This window comes from Martinezella sp. CNPSo 3890 (genome assembly GCF_057784455.1).
This window is the reverse complement of record NZ_JBXSOR010000018.1, coordinates 19635-38752: the sequence shown is the minus strand read 5'-3', so window position 1 is coordinate 38752 and position 19118 is coordinate 19635. Positions and strand designations below refer to the sequence as shown.

22 protein-coding genes are annotated in these 19118 nt (G+C 53.5%); 2 read left to right on the top strand and 20 right to left on the bottom strand.

From position 1 onward, the window contains the following. Positions 1-157: 157 nt before the first annotated feature. Positions 158-1705 carry a hypothetical protein gene (locus AC13RC_RS28440; RefSeq protein ID WP_488559260.1) on the top strand — a complete coding sequence of 516 codons (1548 nt, stop codon included), beginning with the start codon at positions 158-160 and terminating at the stop codon, positions 1703-1705. After that, the gene (locus AC13RC_RS28435) at positions 1702-1950 is read left to right on the top strand and encodes a hypothetical protein (RefSeq protein WP_488559259.1); all 249 of its coding nucleotides are present in this window, start codon (positions 1702-1704) and stop codon (positions 1948-1950) included. The genes AC13RC_RS28440 and AC13RC_RS28435 overlap by 4 nt, the downstream gene beginning before the upstream one ends. 4 nt (positions 1951-1954) lie before the next feature. Here AC13RC_RS28435 and AC13RC_RS28430 read toward each other — a convergent pair whose 3' ends face one another. The 20 genes from AC13RC_RS28430 to AC13RC_RS28335 form a co-directional block, all read right to left on the bottom strand. Continuing rightward, entirely contained in the window at positions 1955-2203 is a 249-nt protein-coding gene (locus AC13RC_RS28430) for a hypothetical protein (RefSeq protein WP_488559258.1), read from the bottom strand. A gap of 158 nt (positions 2204-2361) precedes the next feature. Continuing rightward, entirely contained in the window at positions 2362-4194 is a 1833-nt protein-coding gene (locus tag AC13RC_RS28425; RefSeq protein WP_488559257.1) for a collagen-like triple helix repeat-containing protein, read from the bottom strand. Continuing rightward, positions 4194-4565, bottom strand: coding sequence for a hypothetical protein (locus tag AC13RC_RS28420; RefSeq protein WP_488559256.1), 372 nt, complete (start codon positions 4563-4565; stop codon positions 4194-4196). The genes AC13RC_RS28425 and AC13RC_RS28420 overlap by 1 nt, the downstream gene beginning before the upstream one ends. 207 nt (positions 4566-4772) lie before the next feature. After that, the gene (locus AC13RC_RS28415) at positions 4773-5138 is read right to left on the bottom strand and encodes a hypothetical protein (protein WP_488559255.1); all 366 of its coding nucleotides are present in this window, start codon (positions 5136-5138) and stop codon (positions 4773-4775) included. A gap of 2 nt (positions 5139-5140) precedes the next feature. Beyond that, the gene (locus AC13RC_RS28410; protein WP_488559254.1) at positions 5141-5746 is read right to left on the bottom strand and encodes a glycoside hydrolase family protein; all 606 of its coding nucleotides are present in this window, start codon (positions 5744-5746) and stop codon (positions 5141-5143) included. Continuing rightward, on the bottom strand, positions 5736-5963 hold the full coding sequence (locus tag AC13RC_RS28405) for a DUF7940 domain-containing protein (protein ID WP_488559253.1): 228 nt from the start codon (positions 5961-5963) through the stop codon (positions 5736-5738). Before AC13RC_RS28405 ends, AC13RC_RS28410 begins: the two co-directional genes overlap by 11 nt. A gap of 39 nt (positions 5964-6002) precedes the next feature. Beyond that, positions 6003-6824 carry a class I SAM-dependent methyltransferase gene (locus tag AC13RC_RS28400; protein WP_488559252.1) on the bottom strand — a complete coding sequence of 274 codons (822 nt, stop codon included), beginning with the start codon at positions 6822-6824 and terminating at the stop codon, positions 6003-6005. 41 nt (positions 6825-6865) lie between these two features. Further along, positions 6866-9229 (bottom strand): hypothetical protein, encoded by a 2364-nt coding sequence (locus AC13RC_RS28395; RefSeq protein ID WP_488559251.1) that lies wholly within the window; start codon positions 9227-9229, stop codon positions 6866-6868. Between the two features lie 11 nt (positions 9230-9240). Next, positions 9241-11331, bottom strand: coding sequence for a phage tail protein (locus AC13RC_RS28390; protein WP_488559250.1), 2091 nt, complete (start codon positions 11329-11331; stop codon positions 9241-9243). After that, the gene (locus tag AC13RC_RS28385) at positions 11301-11720 is read right to left on the bottom strand and encodes a DUF6950 family protein (RefSeq protein ID WP_488559249.1); all 420 of its coding nucleotides are present in this window, start codon (positions 11718-11720) and stop codon (positions 11301-11303) included. Before AC13RC_RS28385 ends, AC13RC_RS28390 begins: the two co-directional genes overlap by 31 nt. Before the next feature lie 2 nt (positions 11721-11722). Next, entirely contained in the window at positions 11723-12313 is a 591-nt protein-coding gene (locus tag AC13RC_RS28380) for a hypothetical protein (protein WP_488559248.1), read from the bottom strand. Further along, positions 12310-12984, bottom strand: a complete 675-nt coding sequence (locus AC13RC_RS28375) for a hypothetical protein (RefSeq protein WP_488559247.1) — start codon at positions 12982-12984, stop codon at positions 12310-12312. The genes AC13RC_RS28380 and AC13RC_RS28375 overlap by 4 nt, the downstream gene beginning before the upstream one ends. After that, positions 12981-15659 carry a phage tail length tape measure family protein gene (locus AC13RC_RS28370; RefSeq protein ID WP_488559246.1) on the bottom strand — a complete coding sequence of 893 codons (2679 nt, stop codon included), beginning with the start codon at positions 15657-15659 and terminating at the stop codon, positions 12981-12983. Before AC13RC_RS28370 ends, AC13RC_RS28375 begins: the two co-directional genes overlap by 4 nt. A gap of 185 nt (positions 15660-15844) precedes the next feature. Beyond that, positions 15845-16207, bottom strand: a complete 363-nt coding sequence (locus AC13RC_RS28365; protein ID WP_488559245.1) for a gene transfer agent family protein — start codon at positions 16205-16207, stop codon at positions 15845-15847. Between the two features lie 3 nt (positions 16208-16210). Next, on the bottom strand, positions 16211-16663 hold the full coding sequence (locus tag AC13RC_RS28360; protein ID WP_488559244.1) for a phage tail tube protein: 453 nt from the start codon (positions 16661-16663) through the stop codon (positions 16211-16213). Positions 16664-16786: 123 nt separating this feature from the next. Beyond that, positions 16787-17188 (bottom strand): DUF3168 domain-containing protein, encoded by a 402-nt coding sequence (locus tag AC13RC_RS28355; protein WP_488559243.1) that lies wholly within the window; start codon positions 17186-17188, stop codon positions 16787-16789. Further along, positions 17185-17652, bottom strand: coding sequence for an HK97-gp10 family putative phage morphogenesis protein (locus tag AC13RC_RS28350; RefSeq protein WP_488559242.1), 468 nt, complete (start codon positions 17650-17652; stop codon positions 17185-17187). Before AC13RC_RS28350 ends, AC13RC_RS28355 begins: the two co-directional genes overlap by 4 nt. A gap of 40 nt (positions 17653-17692) precedes the next feature. Continuing rightward, positions 17693-18199, bottom strand: a complete 507-nt coding sequence (locus AC13RC_RS28345) for a hypothetical protein (protein WP_488559241.1) — start codon at positions 18197-18199, stop codon at positions 17693-17695. Then, positions 18196-18558, bottom strand: coding sequence for a phage head completion protein (locus AC13RC_RS28340; RefSeq protein ID WP_488559240.1), 363 nt, complete (start codon positions 18556-18558; stop codon positions 18196-18198). The genes AC13RC_RS28345 and AC13RC_RS28340 overlap by 4 nt, the downstream gene beginning before the upstream one ends. Further along, positions 18558-19118, bottom strand: coding sequence for a head-tail connector protein (locus AC13RC_RS28335; protein ID WP_488559239.1), 561 nt, complete (start codon positions 19116-19118; stop codon positions 18558-18560). Before AC13RC_RS28335 ends, AC13RC_RS28340 begins: the two co-directional genes overlap by 1 nt.

Here is a 19118-nt window from a genome sequence, read left to right as displayed (position 1 = left end):
GCTATTCGGCTTCAACAACTATTTCTATGACTACCCGGTTATTCATCATCTTGTCACCGTCTGGAGACAATGCGGCTATTTCCTTGCGCAGAACGCGTGGGAGAAAACCGACCAGATCATCAATCACACGCATTTCAACGACAAATACAAGCACACGGTGCGCGATTGGGAGGTGATCGTTCCGCAGGGCGATTTGATGCTCATCCATCATTTCGACAACAAGGCGAAGACGACAGGTCTGAAGGCGCTCGAATTCAACATGCGTGCCGACAATATCGGCGACTTGCCATTTCCTCCAGGGACAATTCTAACGTCGGAACAGATTGACAGCTTGTTACGTTATAACATGCACGACGTCAAAGAGACGACGCACTTTTATATCCATAGCCTGGAGGCGATCACCTTCCGTGACAATCTTGCCCAAACAACGGGGATGGATTGTCTCAATTATAACGACACGAAGATAGGCAAGGAATTCTTTCGGCGTGAGCTTGAAAGCTCTCTCGGCATGCCGATCGGAAAGCAGAATCGGACCGAACGCCCGAGCATCGCGCTTAACGACGTCATTTTGCCATACGTCGGTTTCCAGTCGGCTGAATTCAATGGCGCGCTTGATTATCTGCGTCGGACGGTCATCACCAACACGAACAAGCCCCCCGAGCTTGAATCGCTATCGGTGACGTTCGGAGGATTTCAATTCGACTTCGGAGCGGGTGGCATCCACGGGTCTGTGCATCGGCAGCGTGTCGCGCCAAACCAATATGAAAAACTCATAGACTTGGACGTATCGAGCTATTACCCGAATCTCGCCATCGCCAACGATCTTTTCCCGCACCATCTGTCGTCAGCATTCTGCGCAATCTACAAGGCGCTTTACGATCGGCGGCAAGGCATTCCCAAATCGGATCCTGTGAACGGCATGCTGAAGCTCGCTTTGAATGGCGTCTATGGCGACAGCAACAACGAGCATTCGAAGGGCTTCTTTGACCCGCAATATACGATGGCTATCACCGTCAACGGGCAGCTCTTGCTTTGCATGCTTGCCGAATGGTTGATCACCTATGCCGGCTGCCGTCTCGTACAGATCAACACCGACGGCATGACGCTACTCGTGCCCGACAGCCATCACGCGACGTTCCGCGATCTATGCGCCCGGTGGCAGGCAATGACGAAGCTCATGCTTGAAGACGTCGAATATTCGCAAATGATCGTTCGCGACGTGAACAACTACATCGCTGTGGATGCTGCCGGCAAAGTCAAAAAGCGTAAGGGTGCATATCAATGGAAGACGGACAAGCCGACAAACCTTTCCGAATCGCTCGTATGGCATCAGGATTGGAGTGCTCTAATTGTCCCCATGGCGGCAGAGATGCAAATGGTACAAAATGTATCTGTTCGCGATTTCATCCACGATCACGACGACGCTTTTGACTTTATGCTGAAGGCGAAAGCACCTAAGGGTAAAGGGCATCTGGAGCTAGACGACGGTACGCGCCTGCAGAAGGTGACGCGATATCATATCGCTCATGGTGGACGCGGAATGCGAGCCGTGCACCCTCCCCTAACGAAGAACCCCGACAAGGTGCGGAACATCTCGATTCAAGCCGGCTACGGCGTCCAGGTGTGCGACGACGTGCGAGACTTCGACCCGAGACGGTTGAATCGAGACTGGTATATCAAGGAAGCGGAGAAGCTGATTATATGAAGATCGAACGCAATGAATGGAGATACGTGTTTTACGGATCGGCAGATATGAGCACTATCGAACAAGTGTCATACGGTGACAATGACGGTCACACGAGCGCCCGAGAACGAGGCTTGCAGGAAATAGACGAGGTCGACTACTGGTTAGCAAAGTGCCGGCAAGAACGTGACGAGAGAGAACGGGAACGCGTGGAAGATACGCTAAAGCTCGCAAATGCCAACGGTTACGCCTTTCTGTTTCTATGAACCGTCACTTAGTCGCTGAAAACCACCCGATGATTTTCACGACGTTGTCGTGCAATGCGGTGACGGTAACCACGATCGCAAGACCGCCAAGTACCAGCCAGCGAATGAACTTCGCGACGGTGCGGACAGATCGAACAAGGTTCATCCCCTCTTCCATCGTCTCAATATCACCGTCGCGAAGCTGTGAAAGAAACTGCTGCGTCCGTTCCGGCAATTCGTTGAACCGATTTGCGGTTTCGGCGTTCGGGTCCATGGGCGTCATCTCGTGTTGTTTCCTAGATCGACTGCCATGCTAGCCAAATGATACACGCTAAGACGATTTGGCACGTTACAGCACTTGTTAATAGACACAACTGACGTAACGCCGTTCGATCAATACCGCAACAATATGTCCAGACTTTGCACAGCATGTTAGGATAGAACCACCACGCCGCGATGGGACGTTGTGAAGGCACCAGCGCTTGTAACGACGCGAACGTGAACCTGGTTCCCCTTCGCGACATTGACGCTACCGGTTACATCGATCGAAAAAGAGCTGCCGCCCGAGATAGTTCCGGTCAATGCCGTCGCGCTGCCGTTGACCATCACCGTATAAGTAAAAGTTTGTGACGCACCCGGAGCGTCCGAAACCTGAGCGACAAGCTCAGTCAAAATGCCATCTCGTTCACAAACAAACCCGCCTCCCGCAGCCGACGAGTTGTTGCCCAAGACGCCGAGATACGTTGTCGTTCCGGGTCCAAGCGTGGCGCTGGAAACAATGTACATCGGTGAGAACGCAGACAATGCGGCGCGCCCTGCTACGTTGTCGGCTGCCGCCGCAAGCGTTCTTCCGAATGAGGTAAAATCCGCAAGCGCCCACGTTCCGGCACCCGTAGCGTAAGGTAGCTTGTTGGCGGAAGTTGCGAGCGCGGCGATCGCTGTTAGATCCGCGTCCAGTGGCTGCTTTTCGCTATCTAGCTCATTCAAGGCAGCCTGGACGGTAGTAGCTGCGATATTCCCTGACGGTGTGTTTGTGATCTGGCCGGCATTATAATCGCCGTTTGTTGCTACGACAGTGCCGGTCCGACCGAAAACGGTTGAAATTGCACCGCTTGGATTCAGAATCTGTTTCCAGTCAGCGAGCGTGGAAGGGCTATCGCTTGACAGAATGTAAGTTGTTGTTGTGTCTGTCCGAATTGCAACGTCGCCGCGCTGCGCGGTCAATGCAAGCATTGCTGCTTGCGACGCGACCGTGAAAACGTCATTGATCGCAAGCGGCGGCAGTTGCGACGTAAGCACCTTGCCGGAACTGTCCAAGGTAGCAAGACCATTGTTGACACCGGCACGCGCAGTAAATTCGCCTTGTACGAATGCGGTCGTTGCACCTTTGGTGGAATTGTCGCCTGCCGTTGCAGTTGGAAATGTGGGGATGCTCGCAAAGGCTGCAACCCCCGTTGACCAATTGAAACTTATAGGAATATCAACCTGTGTGCCACCGCTGTTGTAGCGTATCAGCGATGCATTATCCCCTGCGTCAGCAAGGATAAAATCCCATCGGATAGCGCCGTTATTTTGGCCGCGGATGTAAGACCAATTGCCGGCAGTTCCCTTATTCAAGATCAGGTTTGCTGCGGCGGCCGAAATAGTAAGGTTTCCCGTCAGCGTGCCGCCCGTCAGCGCAAGCTTCCCGGCAACCGTCGTCGTCAAGTCGGTAATCTGCTTTTGCAACTTCCCGAGCGCCGAAAGCACGGTATCAGACGCCGTAATAACCGCGTTTGTAGCGGTCGACAGGCCGGCAAGCGCGGACGCGAGAACACGCGCCGCCGTAAAATAAAGGTTTGCCGATCCTTCCGGCACACTATCGGTTGATCCAGGCGATGGCGAGATTTCGACATATGCGCTTCCCGACCAGCGATAAATTTTGCCAGTATCATCGGCGACGTAAATGACACCGGTACTTCCAGTACCAGGAAACGCTGCCAAGTTGGCATATTCCAGCACGTCATCCACATACGACGGTAATTGCACAGCCGGAACTTTGCCGCCTGCGTCAAGAGAGGCGTAACCATTCGCCACGCCTTTGTTCGTGGTCTTTTCAGCGTCCGTGATGCCATAACCTGCAACCGTCGTCGGTTTACCTGTTATGCCGCTCCATGCCGTTGTTCCCGGCGCGCCCGGATCCCCTTTCGGACCTAGCGGGCCGCGCGGACCTGGAACAAGAACTTCAACGACATTCGTCTCTTTTACGTTGACTATAACGCCCATCACGCCGCCTCAAATGGATTGCTGAAAATGTTCAAGGAACCGACAAGAATCGACTCCTTGCAGCCTGCCGGGTCGACCAGACGAACTTGATATCGGCCTTGCCAAGTGGTCGGAAGAGCTTCGGTTTCGGCTGCGGTCATGTGGAATTCAATCGTGCCGTTAGCCGGTGTGGCAATTTCGCCTGCCATGATCACATATCCGGAAATCTGCTTTTTTGTCGTAGTGCCGATTTGATATGACCATGCGACAACCATCTCTGCCGTATAACCGGTCAAATTCGTGGGGCCATCATCACCGCTATAAGTCAACGAGAAATCAAAACAGTCGCCGCGATTGATAAATGTATCGTAAGTCGCGCGTTGGTTACTCATTGGAGCGCCTTTGCAACGTTGTCATAATTATCGGCGCACCGGACAACGCGAGCGTTCGCACGATCGGTAACGGCACGCTCTCGCTTCAATACGGAAACAGGATCGGCACCCACAACCACGGCGGCGTGCGGCTCGCGCTTGCGGCAATCTTCCGGCAACGGCGGCATGTGGACGCGTACGGCGGCAATTCCGGCCTGTTTTGCCGACCTATCGAGCGTCAAGCAAGAATTTAACATCGGCGTCATCAAGAGCGCCGCAACGACCGTTAGCCTTGCGGAGAGCTTCGTTTTCGGAAATCCGTGCTTCAAGATCATTTGCGGCAGCCTCTTCCTTTGCGCGGGCGTTCTTCAATTGGACCTGATACGCATCGATTACGATCTGTCCCGCCGACAGTTGCCGTTTCAGTTCGTCGCGTTCGGCTTCCGCCGACGTCGCGCGATATTCATCAACTTTGCCTTTTGCCGCGTCCAGACGCTCCAAAGGAACGACAACGAGATACATAATCGCAGCCGCGATAAGACCGCCGATCGCCATCCGTGCCGCACCGCTGATGCCACCGATAAGCTCCCACATGGTCAAACTCCCGAGCGGCAAAGTTCGCCTTCGCCAATCCGAGTCGCATCACCCATGCCGCGCCGAAGCGACAAGCCGATTATGAATTTGCCATTCGATTTGTTGAACACCGTTGCGGCTTGGCAGGAGGCAATATAATCAGGCTTCACGCCTTCCTTTACCGCATTGCCTACGATACGCGCCGCTGTCGAGCTGCACGCCGCTTGCGGGCCGATATTCCAGGCAAGCGAAATCATCATGCCGCGCCACGCCAGCGGCTGCTTATCCCAATCGGGAATATTGTAACAAGACGCCAATACGGGGCGGAAGCGCTTTTCCATTTTCTTTGCGATGCGCGCGTCACACTCTTCCGGCGTCGCTATCTGTCGCGGCTTGACGTCGTCGGTATCGCCTTCACAGATCGTCCAACGCGGCGGATTCGGCAACTTGTCGAGATATGCGACAAGCGCTCGGCCTTCCCAGGGTGCGGCAACCTCAATCGCAAGCGCGACGTCGTCGTGAACCTTCGGCTGCCCTGGAAAGATCGTGACATACCCGCCGACACTAAGTGCCGCAATCGATGCGATCAGAGCGCTTGCACGCGACGTTGCGCGGAGCTTAGTTGCCATTGTTGCCACCCATGTTTTCCTGAACGACGATGCGCGCGACAAAGCCGCCAGCGATGACAAAAAACGTCAGAGCGGAAAACAGACGCGGCGGAATATCAAGAAAGCTCGGAAGACTGGGTAATACGGCTTCGGCACCCGTTAGCAACGCCGCAATAACTATAAAGCGGACACTCCAGGCGCGTTTCAGTATGTGATGCCAATCGTCAGCGAGTTTCATGTAACGTCAATAGCATGACGTTACATGACGCAACAAGCGTTACGCTGGCTTTTTCAACAAAAGGGAGATCGGCATAAAACGTTCAACATCAAAGTATTGAGCGAAGGTTTCATAAAACCAGTGACTTCCCGTCATCGACAAAAACATTTGTCGAGCGCTACCGTGCGGAACAAAAGGATCTGCAACTTCAAGTCCGGAAATTTGTGCGGCACCGACGATCTCGTCATAGGAAAGATAGTCGTGGATTTGGACACGGCCACCGAAGGACGGTTCCATCATGTCGAGTCCGCGCCCTAGTTTTGCAACGAGATCGCGCGCTAGATTTCCCGAGAGAAGACGAACAAGCGGTAATCTTGTGTCGTGCCTGTCATACGGATAAAGGGAGTTTTCCGTATCGATATGGACTACCCCTCCAGGCGCGACCAAATCAAAAAGACTCTTTAAAGCCTTAAACTGCATTTCACGCGGGATATGCTCAATAACCTGATAACAATAGACAAAATCGAACTGCTCGCGCATACCGGACGGCAGGGGTTCTATGATATTCCCTTCTTTCGCCGTTAACGGTACGCCATGCTCGTTAAAGCGCATATTTGAGATGCGCACTGCCTCTTTGGAATAATCAAAAGCGGCGACGCTTCGAGCGCCCAACTCCCACGCGGAAATTGCCGCAACTCCGGTTCCGCAACCGACGTCAACGAAACGGCTTCCTTCGATTTTGATATGAGGCGCGCATGCGGTCAAAAAGCTCTTCACCCAATCCACGCGGGTCGAAAGCTCAATTTCCAGGCGCTCCGGTGTGGAAGCGCCTGTGTAATGTTCGATTGTGTGTCTGAATGTTTCTGAATATTGACGGGTCATGAAAAACCTATACCCACACAGACAGTGCCAGACAAGCCATTTTACACAACTTGTATAAAACCCCGATGCCCTGATGACGCTACACCGGAGGTAGTTTGCACCCGCAAATGAACCTGGTCGCCTTCGGATATAGCTATGCCCTTATCATCCCCCTTGACGGAGAATGTGCCTGTTCCCGTTATCGTCGCCGTAAGCGACGTCGGGGCACCGTTGACCATTACCGTGTAAGTAATGGTCTGCCCGGCGCCTGGAGCATTGTCACATTGCATGATGAAACGGGTTAGAAGGCAATCATACTCGGCCACAAACCCGTTTACAGCGGTCGCGTTGTTCCCCAACGGACCAATGTAGACAGTGGCTGATGCCCCAATAGCCGAGCTGGAGGCGAACTTGTATGAATCGCCGCCTTTGAAGAATATTTTTCCGGCACCGCTTCGTTTCAGTGAAGGTGCCGTGAGTGCACTGACGTCAATCGTCAATGTAGAACCCACTTCGGAATACAAAACGTCACCGATAACATTCACCGCCGTGTCGGTGACAGGAACTTGCGTCAACGTCAAAGCGCCGCCAAACGTCACGACTGAGGTTTCAGCGATATCGATGTTGTTCGACACATACCCGCAAAAATGATCGTCATAAACGATGCCAGTGGATTCGCGAATATGTTCACCGACCGGGCACGTATCGGTGATGCACTGGACGAAATTTGCGAGTTCTTTCTTGCGGATATGCCGACCATAGTAAAAATCAAGAATTTGAAAATCCTGATACTGACAACCGCCGCGTATGACACTCCAGCCTGTTTGATCGTTAAAATGACCAAACCAGCCATCAGTAAAATTATTAATCACTATAGCGGCACCATTAGCCGGTGCGTTTGTGAATGTGATCTGATAGCGCCCCGTCACGGTGAAATCCACGCCTAGAGTCATAGGCGTACCACCGACCGTTATGCTGATGTCACGGTCTAGAAATATGGGCCAATCGGTCGAATAGATTTTCAGGCTGCCATTGCCGGTGTAATTCTTGGTTTCAACATGACCGCCCCAAAGCTGAACGGCAGACACAGAAAGCCCTGCAACGTCGCGCCCTTCCACGATTCCGGCGTACTTAACATTCGAGGCGAGAATTTCGGTAATGATGTCTTGGTTTACAATGTCACCGGTCGATGACTTATCGATGACCATCAGCACGGACGGATTAACAGCAAATATCGTCTTGATATGCGCCCACGTCGCGCCATAAACACTGATCATGCCCCAACTGGCTATGACTGGAAGCGTGGCGCTTGCGGCGTACGGCAACGGAAACTGAAGGCTTATCGTATTGCCAGCAATACCCGTAATGAACGTCCCGTGATACGAGTCGTCATTCAAGCGCAGGGCAAAGAACTGTCCAACTTCCATGCCTGCCGAACTGCCAACCACAATCGACGTTGCGCCGGCAATAGCATTGGAACCTACGGTTGTCTTGCGTACAACAATGTCATTCGGATCTTCAAATTCGATCGGACCTTGAATTACAGGACGGTATCCAGACGCGCGGACAATCCATTTTGCACCGGTTGCCGGTTTGAGCCGGGAGCCGTTAGCTATAATGCGTTGCCCACTCGTCAGAACAATGTCTTTAACCGCATACACTTTCCCCTTGGCCGTCTCGATATAGCCAAGCGCGGTTTTCATCGAATTGAAAGCCGCGCTATCATCCGTTACACCGTCGCCGACAGCTCCGTATTTTTCCACGGTTGGTGCTACAAGACTTGCCGCCTGCCCTGCCCAATATTCTGCGTCGGCGGCGGCGGCTTCCGCAGCAGCAACAATCGCAGACGATACTTGATCCGTCAAAAGCCTGTACGATGGGCCACTGTCGAAATATGCAACCATCATGCCAGACACGAGGCCACCGGGAGAAATTTGATTCCCCGAAGATGTCAAAAGCGGTTTCGGTGCAGATCCATTCTCGGAAACTGTCACATTGTCGGTGTTCGCTTCGAAAATATTCGCAACGCGCAACGCAGACGCCGACGTAGGAATCGAAGACGTAAGCTGAATCGCATTCGGCGTCCCCGCTCCGATGTCTATCAGCTTCACAAAGCTGTACGGAAGATCCGCAACGCGAGTCCAAGACCCGGAACCGCTAGTTCCGCTTTTCATATAAACGCCGTTATTGCCAACGGTAGCATCACCGATAACCCAAGCCATCGAATTCGCGGCATGTGCAAGATCGGCGAAAAGAGAAGCACGCGTGGTGTAAATCAAACCGCCATTCGCGGTGAATGCTGAAATAATGTTTTCAAGCCATGTGCCCCAATCTCGAATTTCTTGAAGCATTGGATCGTGGTCACCGGAAGAAGGTACACCGTCAACTTCCCAATTCCGCCAAATTTGTGCAGCCGTGCTAACCATTCCGGAAACCTTTAAGTTACAACCACGGATGCGGGAGTTGTCGCAACCGAGGCACTTGAAACGTCACTGGCGTTGGCTGCCGTCACCCAATAGTAATACGTGCCCGCCGTTACAGTGTTAACGTAGGAATATGCCGTATTGGGCGAACCGTAAACAGTTGTAACGAGTGTTGCAGTGGAAAAGTCATTCGACGTGTTTCTGTAGATATGAGCGCGGTCGAAATTGGCACTGTTCGGCGCTGTAAAACCAATCGTCGCTTTGCCTGCCGCACCGACTGCCGTAACACTCGTCGGCACACTAGGCGCGCTAGTATCGGCTACCGCAGTGAGTTTTATTGTCGGGTCCGTCCACGGACCTTGACGGCCGGTTAACGTCACGTACCGCGCGCGATATTCATATTGCACACCGTCATCTTGAATGAGTGCGTCAACACTCAATGCGCCATCGGGGACACTTATATCCGTCCAATTTGTGTCGGCGACTTTCTTGCCCTGGAGCTGCACCTTTAACGAATCAGACGGCGGCGCGTCGAAATCGAGAATACTGTAAGCAACCAGATTGCCGCCGATCGTGCGCCGTCCGACAGTCGCGTCAAAGCCGGAAACATTCGGAATCGTGTTATCGACGTCGGTGTGTTCGGTGACAGGTGCAACACCTTCCTCTTGCGCCGGGTCCCATGTGAAAGCGTCGGGGCTAGTCGAGCGCAATGAAATAGTCACGCTTCGCAAAATGCCTTTATCACCGATGTTCCATTTGAAATTGACGACTTCAAAAGCACCCTGAATGCGCATCGGCCCTATCGTGTAATCGACGGCAACAAAACGCTCTTGAAATGCCTTCAGCGCGCCAACACGACAATTCACCGTGATTTGCCAATCCGGATCGAGCTGGAAAGCCCGCCGCTTCATGAGGCGGCGGCATTGACTATGTGAAGGCGTCCATCCGTATGTCGTGTCATCTGGAATATAACCACGAGCGGAAACGCTATCTTCGTTTACCCACGGGTCCGCGTCGACTTGCTGATAGTCATCATCTTTCGAAATATATTTCGCGGTGATGACGTTCGCCGTCGATCTGACGTCCACGCCTCGCGTAATGGACGTAACCGCCGTAATCAGCGATTTATCGAGCAAGACCGTCGGCTCGTAGTATTCGGTGATTTCGATCGCAACGCCGCCGTCGCGCGTAAGAATCGGTCGACCGTCGCAATTCAAAAGCATCGCTTCCAAAATACTCCCCGGCGTCTCGGCAAGCTTGTAAACGCCCCACAAGCGATAGCGCGGCTCTGTCCCTCCGGCGGCGAGCGGGACCGCTTCTGCACTCTTATTCCAGGCGGCTTTCCATTTTTCGATTGCTTGCGGCGTGTTGATGATTTCTGCCGGCAAGCGCATTCCATCCGACGACAACATGAAATCGCGGATGATACCCGCTGCGTTATCGGACCATGCCGTTACGCCGGTATTCGGGTTATAGATTTCCGTGAATTTTCCTTCGACACGATATAACGTATCTTTGAGTGACGGAAAAATCGTTGTCACTTTTTCAGATGGAACGGCGTCTTGATATGCATAAATCGTCACAACGCCATCGCCGCGATGGGCTGACGTCCACTCGGGGAAAACTGCCGTAAGCTCCGCATAAGCCGTCTCTATCGGCAATCCACGTCGGTATAGGATTCTAACATTCGTCTTATACGGATCAGTTTGAACCCATCCGCCCCCGTCAAGCGTAACGGGATTATCATCGATTTTCCAACCGAGAGTTTCGACTAACAAACCCTCGCAGACGACTAGCACTTTATGCAAATTGCCGTCTTTGGAATCGCCAAAAATCCAGTTGCCCGTAGCCTGCATTTGGCCGTAAATCTTCACACGGTCCGAAATGGCAACACGCAATGACTGCTGAACATCATCAGATTTAGTGCTCTGGCGTTGGCGGAAAATGGCGTTTGCGGCGAACGAAAGTCCGAACGACAGCGCGATTTGACCGACAGCACCCAAAACACTCCCAAGCGCACCAACGCCGACAAGAGCATTAGAAAGCCAAAGAGGGCCACCGGCCTGAAAGATCGTTAGAGCGAGTGCGCCAAGCGCTTGAGGCATGTTGCAATTTCCCAGGCAATGACACGATGCGTATCGTCTGCAACGATGAAACCATCTTCGTCACGACTGCACCATAGATCGCCGTCATATATCGCAATACACGCTCTGTTATCAACAACCACAATGCCGACGTTACCGGCGTTAGGGGCGAACGTTACGCGACGCGCACCGGATTTAACGAGAACGTCGCGGCAGCCACGTAACAATCCTCCAGGCTCGGCTATCCAAGCGCGCCCTGTGTTTTCGTCTATCACGGAACGACCAAACCATTTCATCGGGGAAAACCCTAACAGGATCTCGCACCAACGATCCGCCGTCGTCCCGCAATCCGTCTCCCCCCAAATAAACGGCTTTGCCCTTTCGATCTCCAGAAACCGCGTAACATCCATGATTAGAAATCCGGATAGACAAACGTCTTGAAGACCAGACCCGGCATGAAATCGAATATCCTGTCGCCAGGATGGCGGTATTGCTGATCACGATCGCTATAGCGACCGCCTGGAGGGCGAGCACGATTGAAATAGATATTCTCGGCAGCAACGCTAATTGTATGCGTCGGGCTTGCTGCGTTTACGTCCGTGACAACTTCGTCCTGAGTGCCTTCGGGCGGCTGCATATAGCCAAAGAAGATCACCGGGGCAGCAGCGATAGGCTGCCAGGCATCATCGAACAATTGCAGATAAATTTTAAGCAAACGGTCCTGCAGCTCGCCAGATTCGGCCAGCGCCTGCCCGAGAATGTCGCTATTCGCACCCGACACGCTCACGGTTACGTGGTCCGACGTCGTGGAGTTAGCGAAAGACAAGCCGTCGATATTTCCAGCGCCGTACATCGGCAGAAAATCAACTCCGTTGACCGTGAGCTTCGTGTTGCCGTTCCAAACGCCCATGGTCTTGGAAACGAAGTTCATTTCGACAAGAAACGCAACACGAACATTGCCAGATTCAAAGCGTGAGATTTCGTCGGCGGTAAAAAACGTCACGGTGCCAGATCCTCAACAAAATCGAGAGACGGAAAACCGCGTTTGCCCATGTCCAAGTCGATTTGCATTGCGTCATCAGTCGCAAGACGCATGCGGCATACAGGGGTTGTAAAATTCAATTCCGTATCGGCTGATACCGCTTCACGCGCTGGTGGCATGAAAGAAATAAGCTTCTGTGTCCCGACAAGATCCGTAACGCTCGTGATTTCATAGAGCCTTTCGCCCAGTGAAAACACCTGCCCCGGTTCAAGCGTGTCGGCAGCGATGACATTCACAGTGGCGGATACGCTGCGTTCCGGAATATCGGTTGCCAAGAGAATTTGCGTTCCACTCGGCAAATACCCAGCGCCCGTGTCAAAATATGCGCCGTTGTCGTGCGGAACAGTCGCATACGTATATTCCGCGACAACGGGTTGATACATCGTGCAGTACGGAACAAGGATCGGGTTAAGACGGCCCTGTAAGATAGCCCGGATCGCGCGCCACGTTTTCACGCGTGCTTCATTATTGACAACAATGCTGCTGTAGGTCGCACGCCAGAAACCAGCATCGCCAGAAATAATGTCCGATTCACCTGCCTGCGATACCGGCCCCGAGATATTCATATGAGACAGGAAATGCGGACGTGGTGTTTGCGGCGGCAAAAGACGTCGAGGCCAAACAATCGTCATGACAACGCCCTTTGCTGTGCATCGGTCATCAAAGCCGGCATGTCATTCTGGACCTGCTTGTAACCCTGTGTAGCCGCAACACGAATGATCGTGCCGCTCGCAGTCTGAATACGTCGATCGGCAATATCAGCCATGCGACCGGAATCATCCTGAAGGTTGATCGTCAGAACGTCATGGCTCGATTTTTTCGATGAATCGCTACTTAGTGGCGAACTGATCGTTACAGGCACCTTCCCGCCTGCCGGGAGCGGAATAACGGCTTCCTCCCCGTGAACGATACCCACAGGTTGCCCCTTTCGACCGCCCGTGTTCGCCGTGCCAGTCGCAAAGCCGAATAGCTTGCCAATGCCGCTAAATATGGAGCTGAAGAACCCGGAACCCGCCGCGCCACCGGCATTTACACCCGTTTTTGTGTTGAAGATGCTGTTAACGGCCATGTCGAGCAATTTATCAGCAACCTTGTTCAGCGCGTTCGCCAAAGCTTCAGCACCCGACTTGCCGTCCTTCAGGTCCTTGAGAAAGCCGCCGAAAACGTCCTTCTCCATATCGTTCCATTCTTGCGCCTTTTTCCGCACTTCCTCTTGCGATTGGGCAAGCTGTTTCGATTGCGCCGACGCTTCGGCATACTGCCCCGCCAACTGCGAAATCTGATCACGAAGTTGTGGCGTAATTTCCATGCCTGCTTTTTGAGCATCAGCAAGCAACTTTTGCTCCGTTGCGGCTTTCTGGCTTGCATAGCCGAAATCATTCACGAGTGGGTTTATCGCCGCTTGCGCAGCCGTAGACGCCTTCAGCGCTGCCGTCCGTTCATTGATGCTGGCAACCTCATCCTCGTAAGCATGTGCACCACGAGCAGCACCGCCCCGCGACGATCGCGGCTTATTCCAGGTGCCACCCGGATACATGCCTTCCGTCGAAGGGCGCGCATCAGGCGTTGGAATCGGAACATAGCGCCCGTCATCGGTCAAAACCGTCCCTTGCGGACTATTCGGTATGGGGCGGTTCACGCCTTGCTCATCCGTGTAAGTGCGACGCGGCGTGGTTGTCATGTCCTGGATGCTCGACTGCACCTTTGCCGCCGTGTTGAGCACCGAATTTGCTTGCGCCTGGAATTGAGCGAGCACCGTCAACGAATTCATGATACCGCTCGTCAAAATATCAAACGCGGCGGCGAATTCGCCCACACCTGCAACGCCGTTATCCGTTGCACTCTTTGTAGCGTTCGAGACAGCTTGAAAGTCTTCCGTCGTCGCGGTTCCGTTGAGGATTTTCTCTTTCAAATTGTCATATGCAACAGCAAGATTATGCAACGGATCATCGGTGTTTGCCGCTTTCGCCATCAAATCAATGAAAGACGAATTCGCATCGTTGAACGCATAAAGACTATCGCGGGCAGCCGTCCAAGTGTTGATTTGCTCATTCTCGACCGCTTGCCGCAAATTTAGAACGTTCGTCGCTTCCTCGTTGGCGTCAACGTAACTCTGCAACGCGGGCATAAGATCGCCATACGCGGCAGCAACTTTCGTCACCAACTCTGCTTGATCTGCCAACGCCTTATTTGCCGCGTCGGTACTATCAGGCGCCTCCGTCGGCTTCGGAATTTCGCCTTGCGGAATGAAGTCGCCAGGACGCAACGTTTGCCCATTGTCGGTGAATGTCCCCGACGTGGAAAGATTTTGAATCTGTTCCTGAAGGGCGGCGGCTGTATTCAGCGCATCTTTAGCTTGTGAAACAAACGTGTCGAGAACGGCAAGCGTGCCCCGTGCAGCACCGTTAAAACTGGAAAAAGCCGCACTAAAGCTACCAACGGCAGCTTCCCCGGATTGTGCCGCAAGATCGCTTACCTTTTGAAAGTCTTCCGTTGTCGCCGTGCCGTCATGAATCTTCCGCTGAAGCTCAACATACGCCTGCCCGAGCTTGTTAACAGGGGACGAAGGATCGCCGGAATCCTGCACCAAAAATCCGACGTCGACGCGGTTGTTTGCCTCGAAATCAGAAAGAAGTTGCTGCAATTCCTTTTTCGCGTCATCCTGCCGCTGTTTAACGACAGTCTGCAAATCGCCGATATCTTTCGCTCGCTCCAGATTGTCGACGTACTCTTTCAACGCCGGAACAGCATCGCCCCATGTCTTGGCGACAGCTTCCACAAGCTTCGTCTGTTCCTCGAGTGTCTTTTTAGAATCTTCACCGCCGCTAACGAGGCTGCCGAAATATTGAACAGCCGCGCCGCCAAGCCCGATCACGGCGAACGTCACGAGATTCACGGGGCTGAGAACAGAAAGCAATGCCTGTGACGCAATCTGCCCGAGCGCCTTGAAACCGCCGCCTGCCTGGGCCGCAATTTGCCCAATCTGCGTGCCTTGCTGGAGCATGATTTGAAACGGCGACTGCCCGCCTGCAAGCTGCACCGTGATATCGTTCAACTGTGCAGCAAGGTTTGCAGTATAGCCCGATAGATCCTTGACGGCGGGGGCAGCAGAACTAGCGCCACGCGCGTAATTGTTGAAAGCATTACTGGCGTTACTCGCGATATTGTCGTTCGCCTTGCTGAAAGAACGCTCGATATTTTCCGCCGATTTCGCGCCGGCACTCACGAGTTTGGCAAGCTCACGTTCCATGCGAGCTTGCGTAAAGCCGATTTGGACAAGCAGACCATTGGTATCAGAATCAGCCATTTAGAAACCTGCTATGCCCAATTCGCGCAATCGTTCTTCGCTGATATCGCCCTTCAGCTTAGGCTTAATACCGTTGTTGACCTTCCACCCCTCGTAACAGGCGTTGAATTCCCACAAGGTCATTTCATCTACTACGCGGGGAGAGAAACCCATTTTCTGTCCGGCCATGTAAAAGTGTGACCACTTTATTCGACCGAATTCGTCTCTGTCCCCGCTTTCGGCTCCCCCTCGTCGGTATCTCCCACGGGGTCCGTAGGCTCGCCCATGACCGCATCACGAAGCACCCGCACGGCAAGCAATGCGCCGCGATAAAGCGCGGGCGGGTTGTCGCAAAACACCCGGTCCGTGAGTTGCTTCGCTTCCTGTTCCTTCAAGCCGCCGCCGATCAAACCGAGACGAACGGTCTCGATAATGTCATCGACAAACCATTGTGAACCGGTGATGCGTCCTAGAAGAAAAAGCGGCCCGACACCGGTAGCTTGCTGCAATGCGCGCAACTCCCCAATGCCGAGACGGAATTTGTGTTCGCCACCTTCCCATACAAGCATGGGTTAGGCTTTCATGGTGAGCGTCGGAACACCGTCGAAGCGAAGATTGATTTCGCGAGTGACTTTCTGCCCCTTCGTGCGGGCATCGGTCATCGTCGTGATGAGCGCGGGACCGGCTTCGGTTTCCGGGTCGCCGCTGGCTGCCGCAGTGTTGCGGAGACGGATATTCTTCGTCTTGCCCGAATACCACCAATTGACCATGGTGGCGTTGGACGAACGAGCCCACACGCCCTTCCCGTCGACGGTGACGGTCTGAGAACGAACGGCGACTTCGACCGAAACCGGCAAGGATTCGTCATCGCAATCCGGCACTTCCGTTTCGTCAACATTCGACGTGCGTGTGATTGTGACGTCCGTAATGCCGCAAAGCGGTGTAAAAACGCCGGGTGCGCCGACGGGATCGACTTCAACGTCGAGAATTAGTTCTTCGTACTTTTCGGTGATTGCCTTGGCCATGGCGTCGCCTTTCCTGCCTTGACAGCCGCCTCAACAACGTCATGCGGCCAATTCTGAGGTTCTTTCGACGGATGGACGACGAACGCTATCGCTTGCGCGGGACGCCTGTCATACTCGAATCGTTCATGAAATATCGCTTTCAATTAACGCCTCGAATTCCACAACGCCGTGATAGTTGATATCGTCCGGTTCACGTATCACCGTCATATTCACAAACCGAATAGAATGTAACGCGTTATCCGTCAATTCGCCGTCATATTTGTGCAGGGATTTTTTAACATTCCCCATCATCTGTTTCAGCTCGACCATACCGTTTTCGCTGTTGTACAGATTGATACGAAACGCATGTGATGTTCCTGTGATGCATTCGTCGTCATCTTCGCGAGAATCTTCGTCCCCGAAATCGATATACGGCAACGACTGTTGCGGGTCCGCCCGATCAAACACCGGCCAAGTGATTTCCGGGTCCGACGTGAGCCGCTTGTAAATCATGTCCTGTAGATCGACAGAAGGTGAAAACGTCATCCTGCTTCTAACGCTCCGTTTGAATTGGCGATTGCCTGCTTAATAGCCTTGCGCACGGCGCGTGTGAGCTGCCCCTTAACCTTGCTCTTGTTATTGCGCCAGGTGCTGAAAAAGAACGGGCTGCCGCGCCATTTTCGCGTACCAAATTCCGTCCAGCGAGCGTAAAACGCTATCTTGTTGCCGGCATAGATCGTCAGTTTAAGCGAGCCTTCCCCGGTGTACTGCTTCGTCTTAATCGCGCCGAGCGTAACGGTTCCCTTTGGCGCGTCGCCCCATGTCCACGCGATACTGTCACGCAACGCACCTCTTACGACCGCTTCGCCTTTGTGACGCCGATCGCGCCGGATCTCAGGCGGACCGCCATAAATCGGTGCACGGGCTTTCATCTGCGCGACAACCGTATCGGCAGCTTTAGCCATGGCGTCCTTGACGCTCGATTGGATAAGCGCGGGCAGCGTCTTCAACAACGCCGCCCTGACGTTCTCGACACCGGTAACCATGGCGCTAGGCGTTTCGAGCGAGAATCGCAATCTGATATTTCGCTGAAGCCCCGGCGCTGTTGGCAATGGCGAGAATGTCGGCGGTTGCCGGCGTGACGGTCTTAACGCCTGCCGCGTCGCCAGCCGCCAAGAGCAATACAGCACCGGGTTTGAGCACGAACGGCATTGCGGTAGCGAAGACGCCATTCGCGCCGCCCCCAATCGTCAAATCCGTGGTGTTCGCGGGCGTGCCGGCACGCGGCTTGTTGATGATCATCAGAGCGACAATTTCGGCTGCCGTTATTGTCGATCCGAAGGCGTCAGTCAGAACGCCGGCAAGGTCCAGGGAATCGGTTGCAGCGGTCGCAACGGTCCGTTCGTCAACAAAGGCAAGATTTGCCTGATTTGCGGCAACGCCGTCCGTGAGCTGAAGCATCAGTTCCAGGACCGGATCGAATTCGGGACCGCCAAACTTGTTAACACCGGTCTGATTGATCTTCACACGAGCGAGAATTTCAGCGGAAAGAGTCATCCGAGTTGCACCCCTTTTTCAGCGACTATTTCGACGTCGCGGCTGCGTTGATCTTTGTTTTCAATGGAGTAAATACGGTGCGGAACGTCGCCGCTCTGATCGTGCACAACCACGATATCGGCAGCCGTCAAACCGCGAATGGCGGCGCAATCCTGGACGACGATGTATGCCAATGTGGAAGCCTGGAGCCGACCCGCTTCGACACGCTCTCTTCCTGTCTCGGGGCGGTATTCGATCGGCACTCTCTCCAAACCGGGCAGAGACGTCCAATTGCGTTTTTTCGAGCCGCCGACGCCTGGAGTCGTCCCGGTATCCCGTTTGAAGGTGGCGCGCTTGCTCATGGAACCTTGCGTTGCCATCAGACAGCCCACCTATGCGGAATAATCAACGCATCCACGGTGTACGGGATATTCGTCGGTATCGCGCCGAACGCTACCGGTTCCCGGTTTCTATACCAGTGAGAAACAAGGATCTTGATTGCTAAAAGCAAATCGTCTGGAACTTCGTTTTCCGGATAACCATTCGTAGAAATGATCAACACCGCGTCGTCACGATCATGATTGACCATCGGCGGCAAAAACGCCTGCTTGAACTTCACATAGTCCGCATATGCGATGTAGTTTGCCGGGTCGACCGTCTGCAAAACGTCGTCGGTATCGTAATATTTCACCACGACGGCGCTACTATCAGTAAACAATGTCGCCATTCGGTGACAAAAGCGTTTGTACGGCTTCTGCCACTTTTGAGGCATGAGACAACGGTTCAGTACACCGTCGTAACCGTCCATATATTTGACAGCGGCTTTCAATAATCCTTCAATGTAAGTGTCATCGTCGGGGTAAAACACCCGCATATGTTCCTTCGCGTCTTCCAACGCGACGGGCAATTCTGCGGGTGCTTCAATCCGGATCGGCTTCAT

Excerpts from the sequence above, each read along its gene's own strand:
- AC13RC_RS28415 (WP_488559255.1), bottom strand. The coding sequence starts at position 5,138 with ATGTGGGAGCTTATCGGTGGCATCAGCGGTGCGGCACGGATGGCGATC.
- AC13RC_RS28430 (WP_488559258.1), bottom strand. The coding sequence starts at position 2,203 with ATGGACCCGAACGCCGAAACCGCAAATCGGTTCAACGAATTGCCGGAA.
- AC13RC_RS28360 (WP_488559244.1), bottom strand. The coding sequence starts at position 16,663 with ATGGCCAAGGCAATCACCGAAAAGTACGAAGAACTAATTCTCGACGTT.
- AC13RC_RS28335 (WP_488559239.1), bottom strand. The coding sequence starts at position 19,118 with ATGAAGCCGATCCGGATTGAAGCACCCGCAGAATTGCCCGTCGCGTTG.
- AC13RC_RS28435 (WP_488559259.1), top strand. The coding sequence starts at position 1,702 with ATGAAGATCGAACGCAATGAATGGAGATACGTGTTTTACGGATCGGCA.
- AC13RC_RS28365 (WP_488559245.1), bottom strand. The coding sequence starts at position 16,207 with ATGCTTGTATGGGAAGGTGGCGAACACAAATTCCGTCTCGGCATTGGG.
- AC13RC_RS28355 (WP_488559243.1), bottom strand. The coding sequence starts at position 17,188 with ATGACGTTTTCACCTTCTGTCGATCTACAGGACATGATTTACAAGCGG.
- AC13RC_RS28410 (WP_488559254.1), bottom strand. The coding sequence starts at position 5,746 with ATGGCAACTAAGCTCCGCGCAACGTCGCGTGCAAGCGCTCTGATCGCA.
- AC13RC_RS28405 (WP_488559253.1), bottom strand. The coding sequence starts at position 5,963 with ATGAAACTCGCTGACGATTGGCATCACATACTGAAACGCGCCTGGAGT.
- AC13RC_RS28395 (WP_488559251.1), bottom strand. The coding sequence starts at position 9,229 with ATGGTTAGCACGGCTGCACAAATTTGGCGGAATTGGGAAGTTGACGGT.
- AC13RC_RS28400 (WP_488559252.1), bottom strand. The coding sequence starts at position 6,824 with ATGACCCGTCAATATTCAGAAACATTCAGACACACAATCGAACATTAC.
- AC13RC_RS28425 (WP_488559257.1), bottom strand. The coding sequence starts at position 4,194 with ATGGGCGTTATAGTCAACGTAAAAGAGACGAATGTCGTTGAAGTTCTT.
- AC13RC_RS28390 (WP_488559250.1), bottom strand. The coding sequence starts at position 11,331 with ATGCCTCAAGCGCTTGGCGCACTCGCTCTAACGATCTTTCAGGCCGGT.
- AC13RC_RS28375 (WP_488559247.1), bottom strand. The coding sequence starts at position 12,984 with ATGACGATTGTTTGGCCTCGACGTCTTTTGCCGCCGCAAACACCACGT.
- AC13RC_RS28370 (WP_488559246.1), bottom strand. The coding sequence starts at position 15,659 with ATGGCTGATTCTGATACCAATGGTCTGCTTGTCCAAATCGGCTTTACG.
- AC13RC_RS28420 (WP_488559256.1), bottom strand. The coding sequence starts at position 4,565 with ATGAGTAACCAACGCGCGACTTACGATACATTTATCAATCGCGGCGAC.
- AC13RC_RS28340 (WP_488559240.1), bottom strand. The coding sequence starts at position 18,558 with ATGGCAACGCAAGGTTCCATGAGCAAGCGCGCCACCTTCAAACGGGAT.
- AC13RC_RS28385 (WP_488559249.1), bottom strand. The coding sequence starts at position 11,720 with ATGGATGTTACGCGGTTTCTGGAGATCGAAAGGGCAAAGCCGTTTATT.
- AC13RC_RS28345 (WP_488559241.1), bottom strand. The coding sequence starts at position 18,199 with ATGACTCTTTCCGCTGAAATTCTCGCTCGTGTGAAGATCAATCAGACC.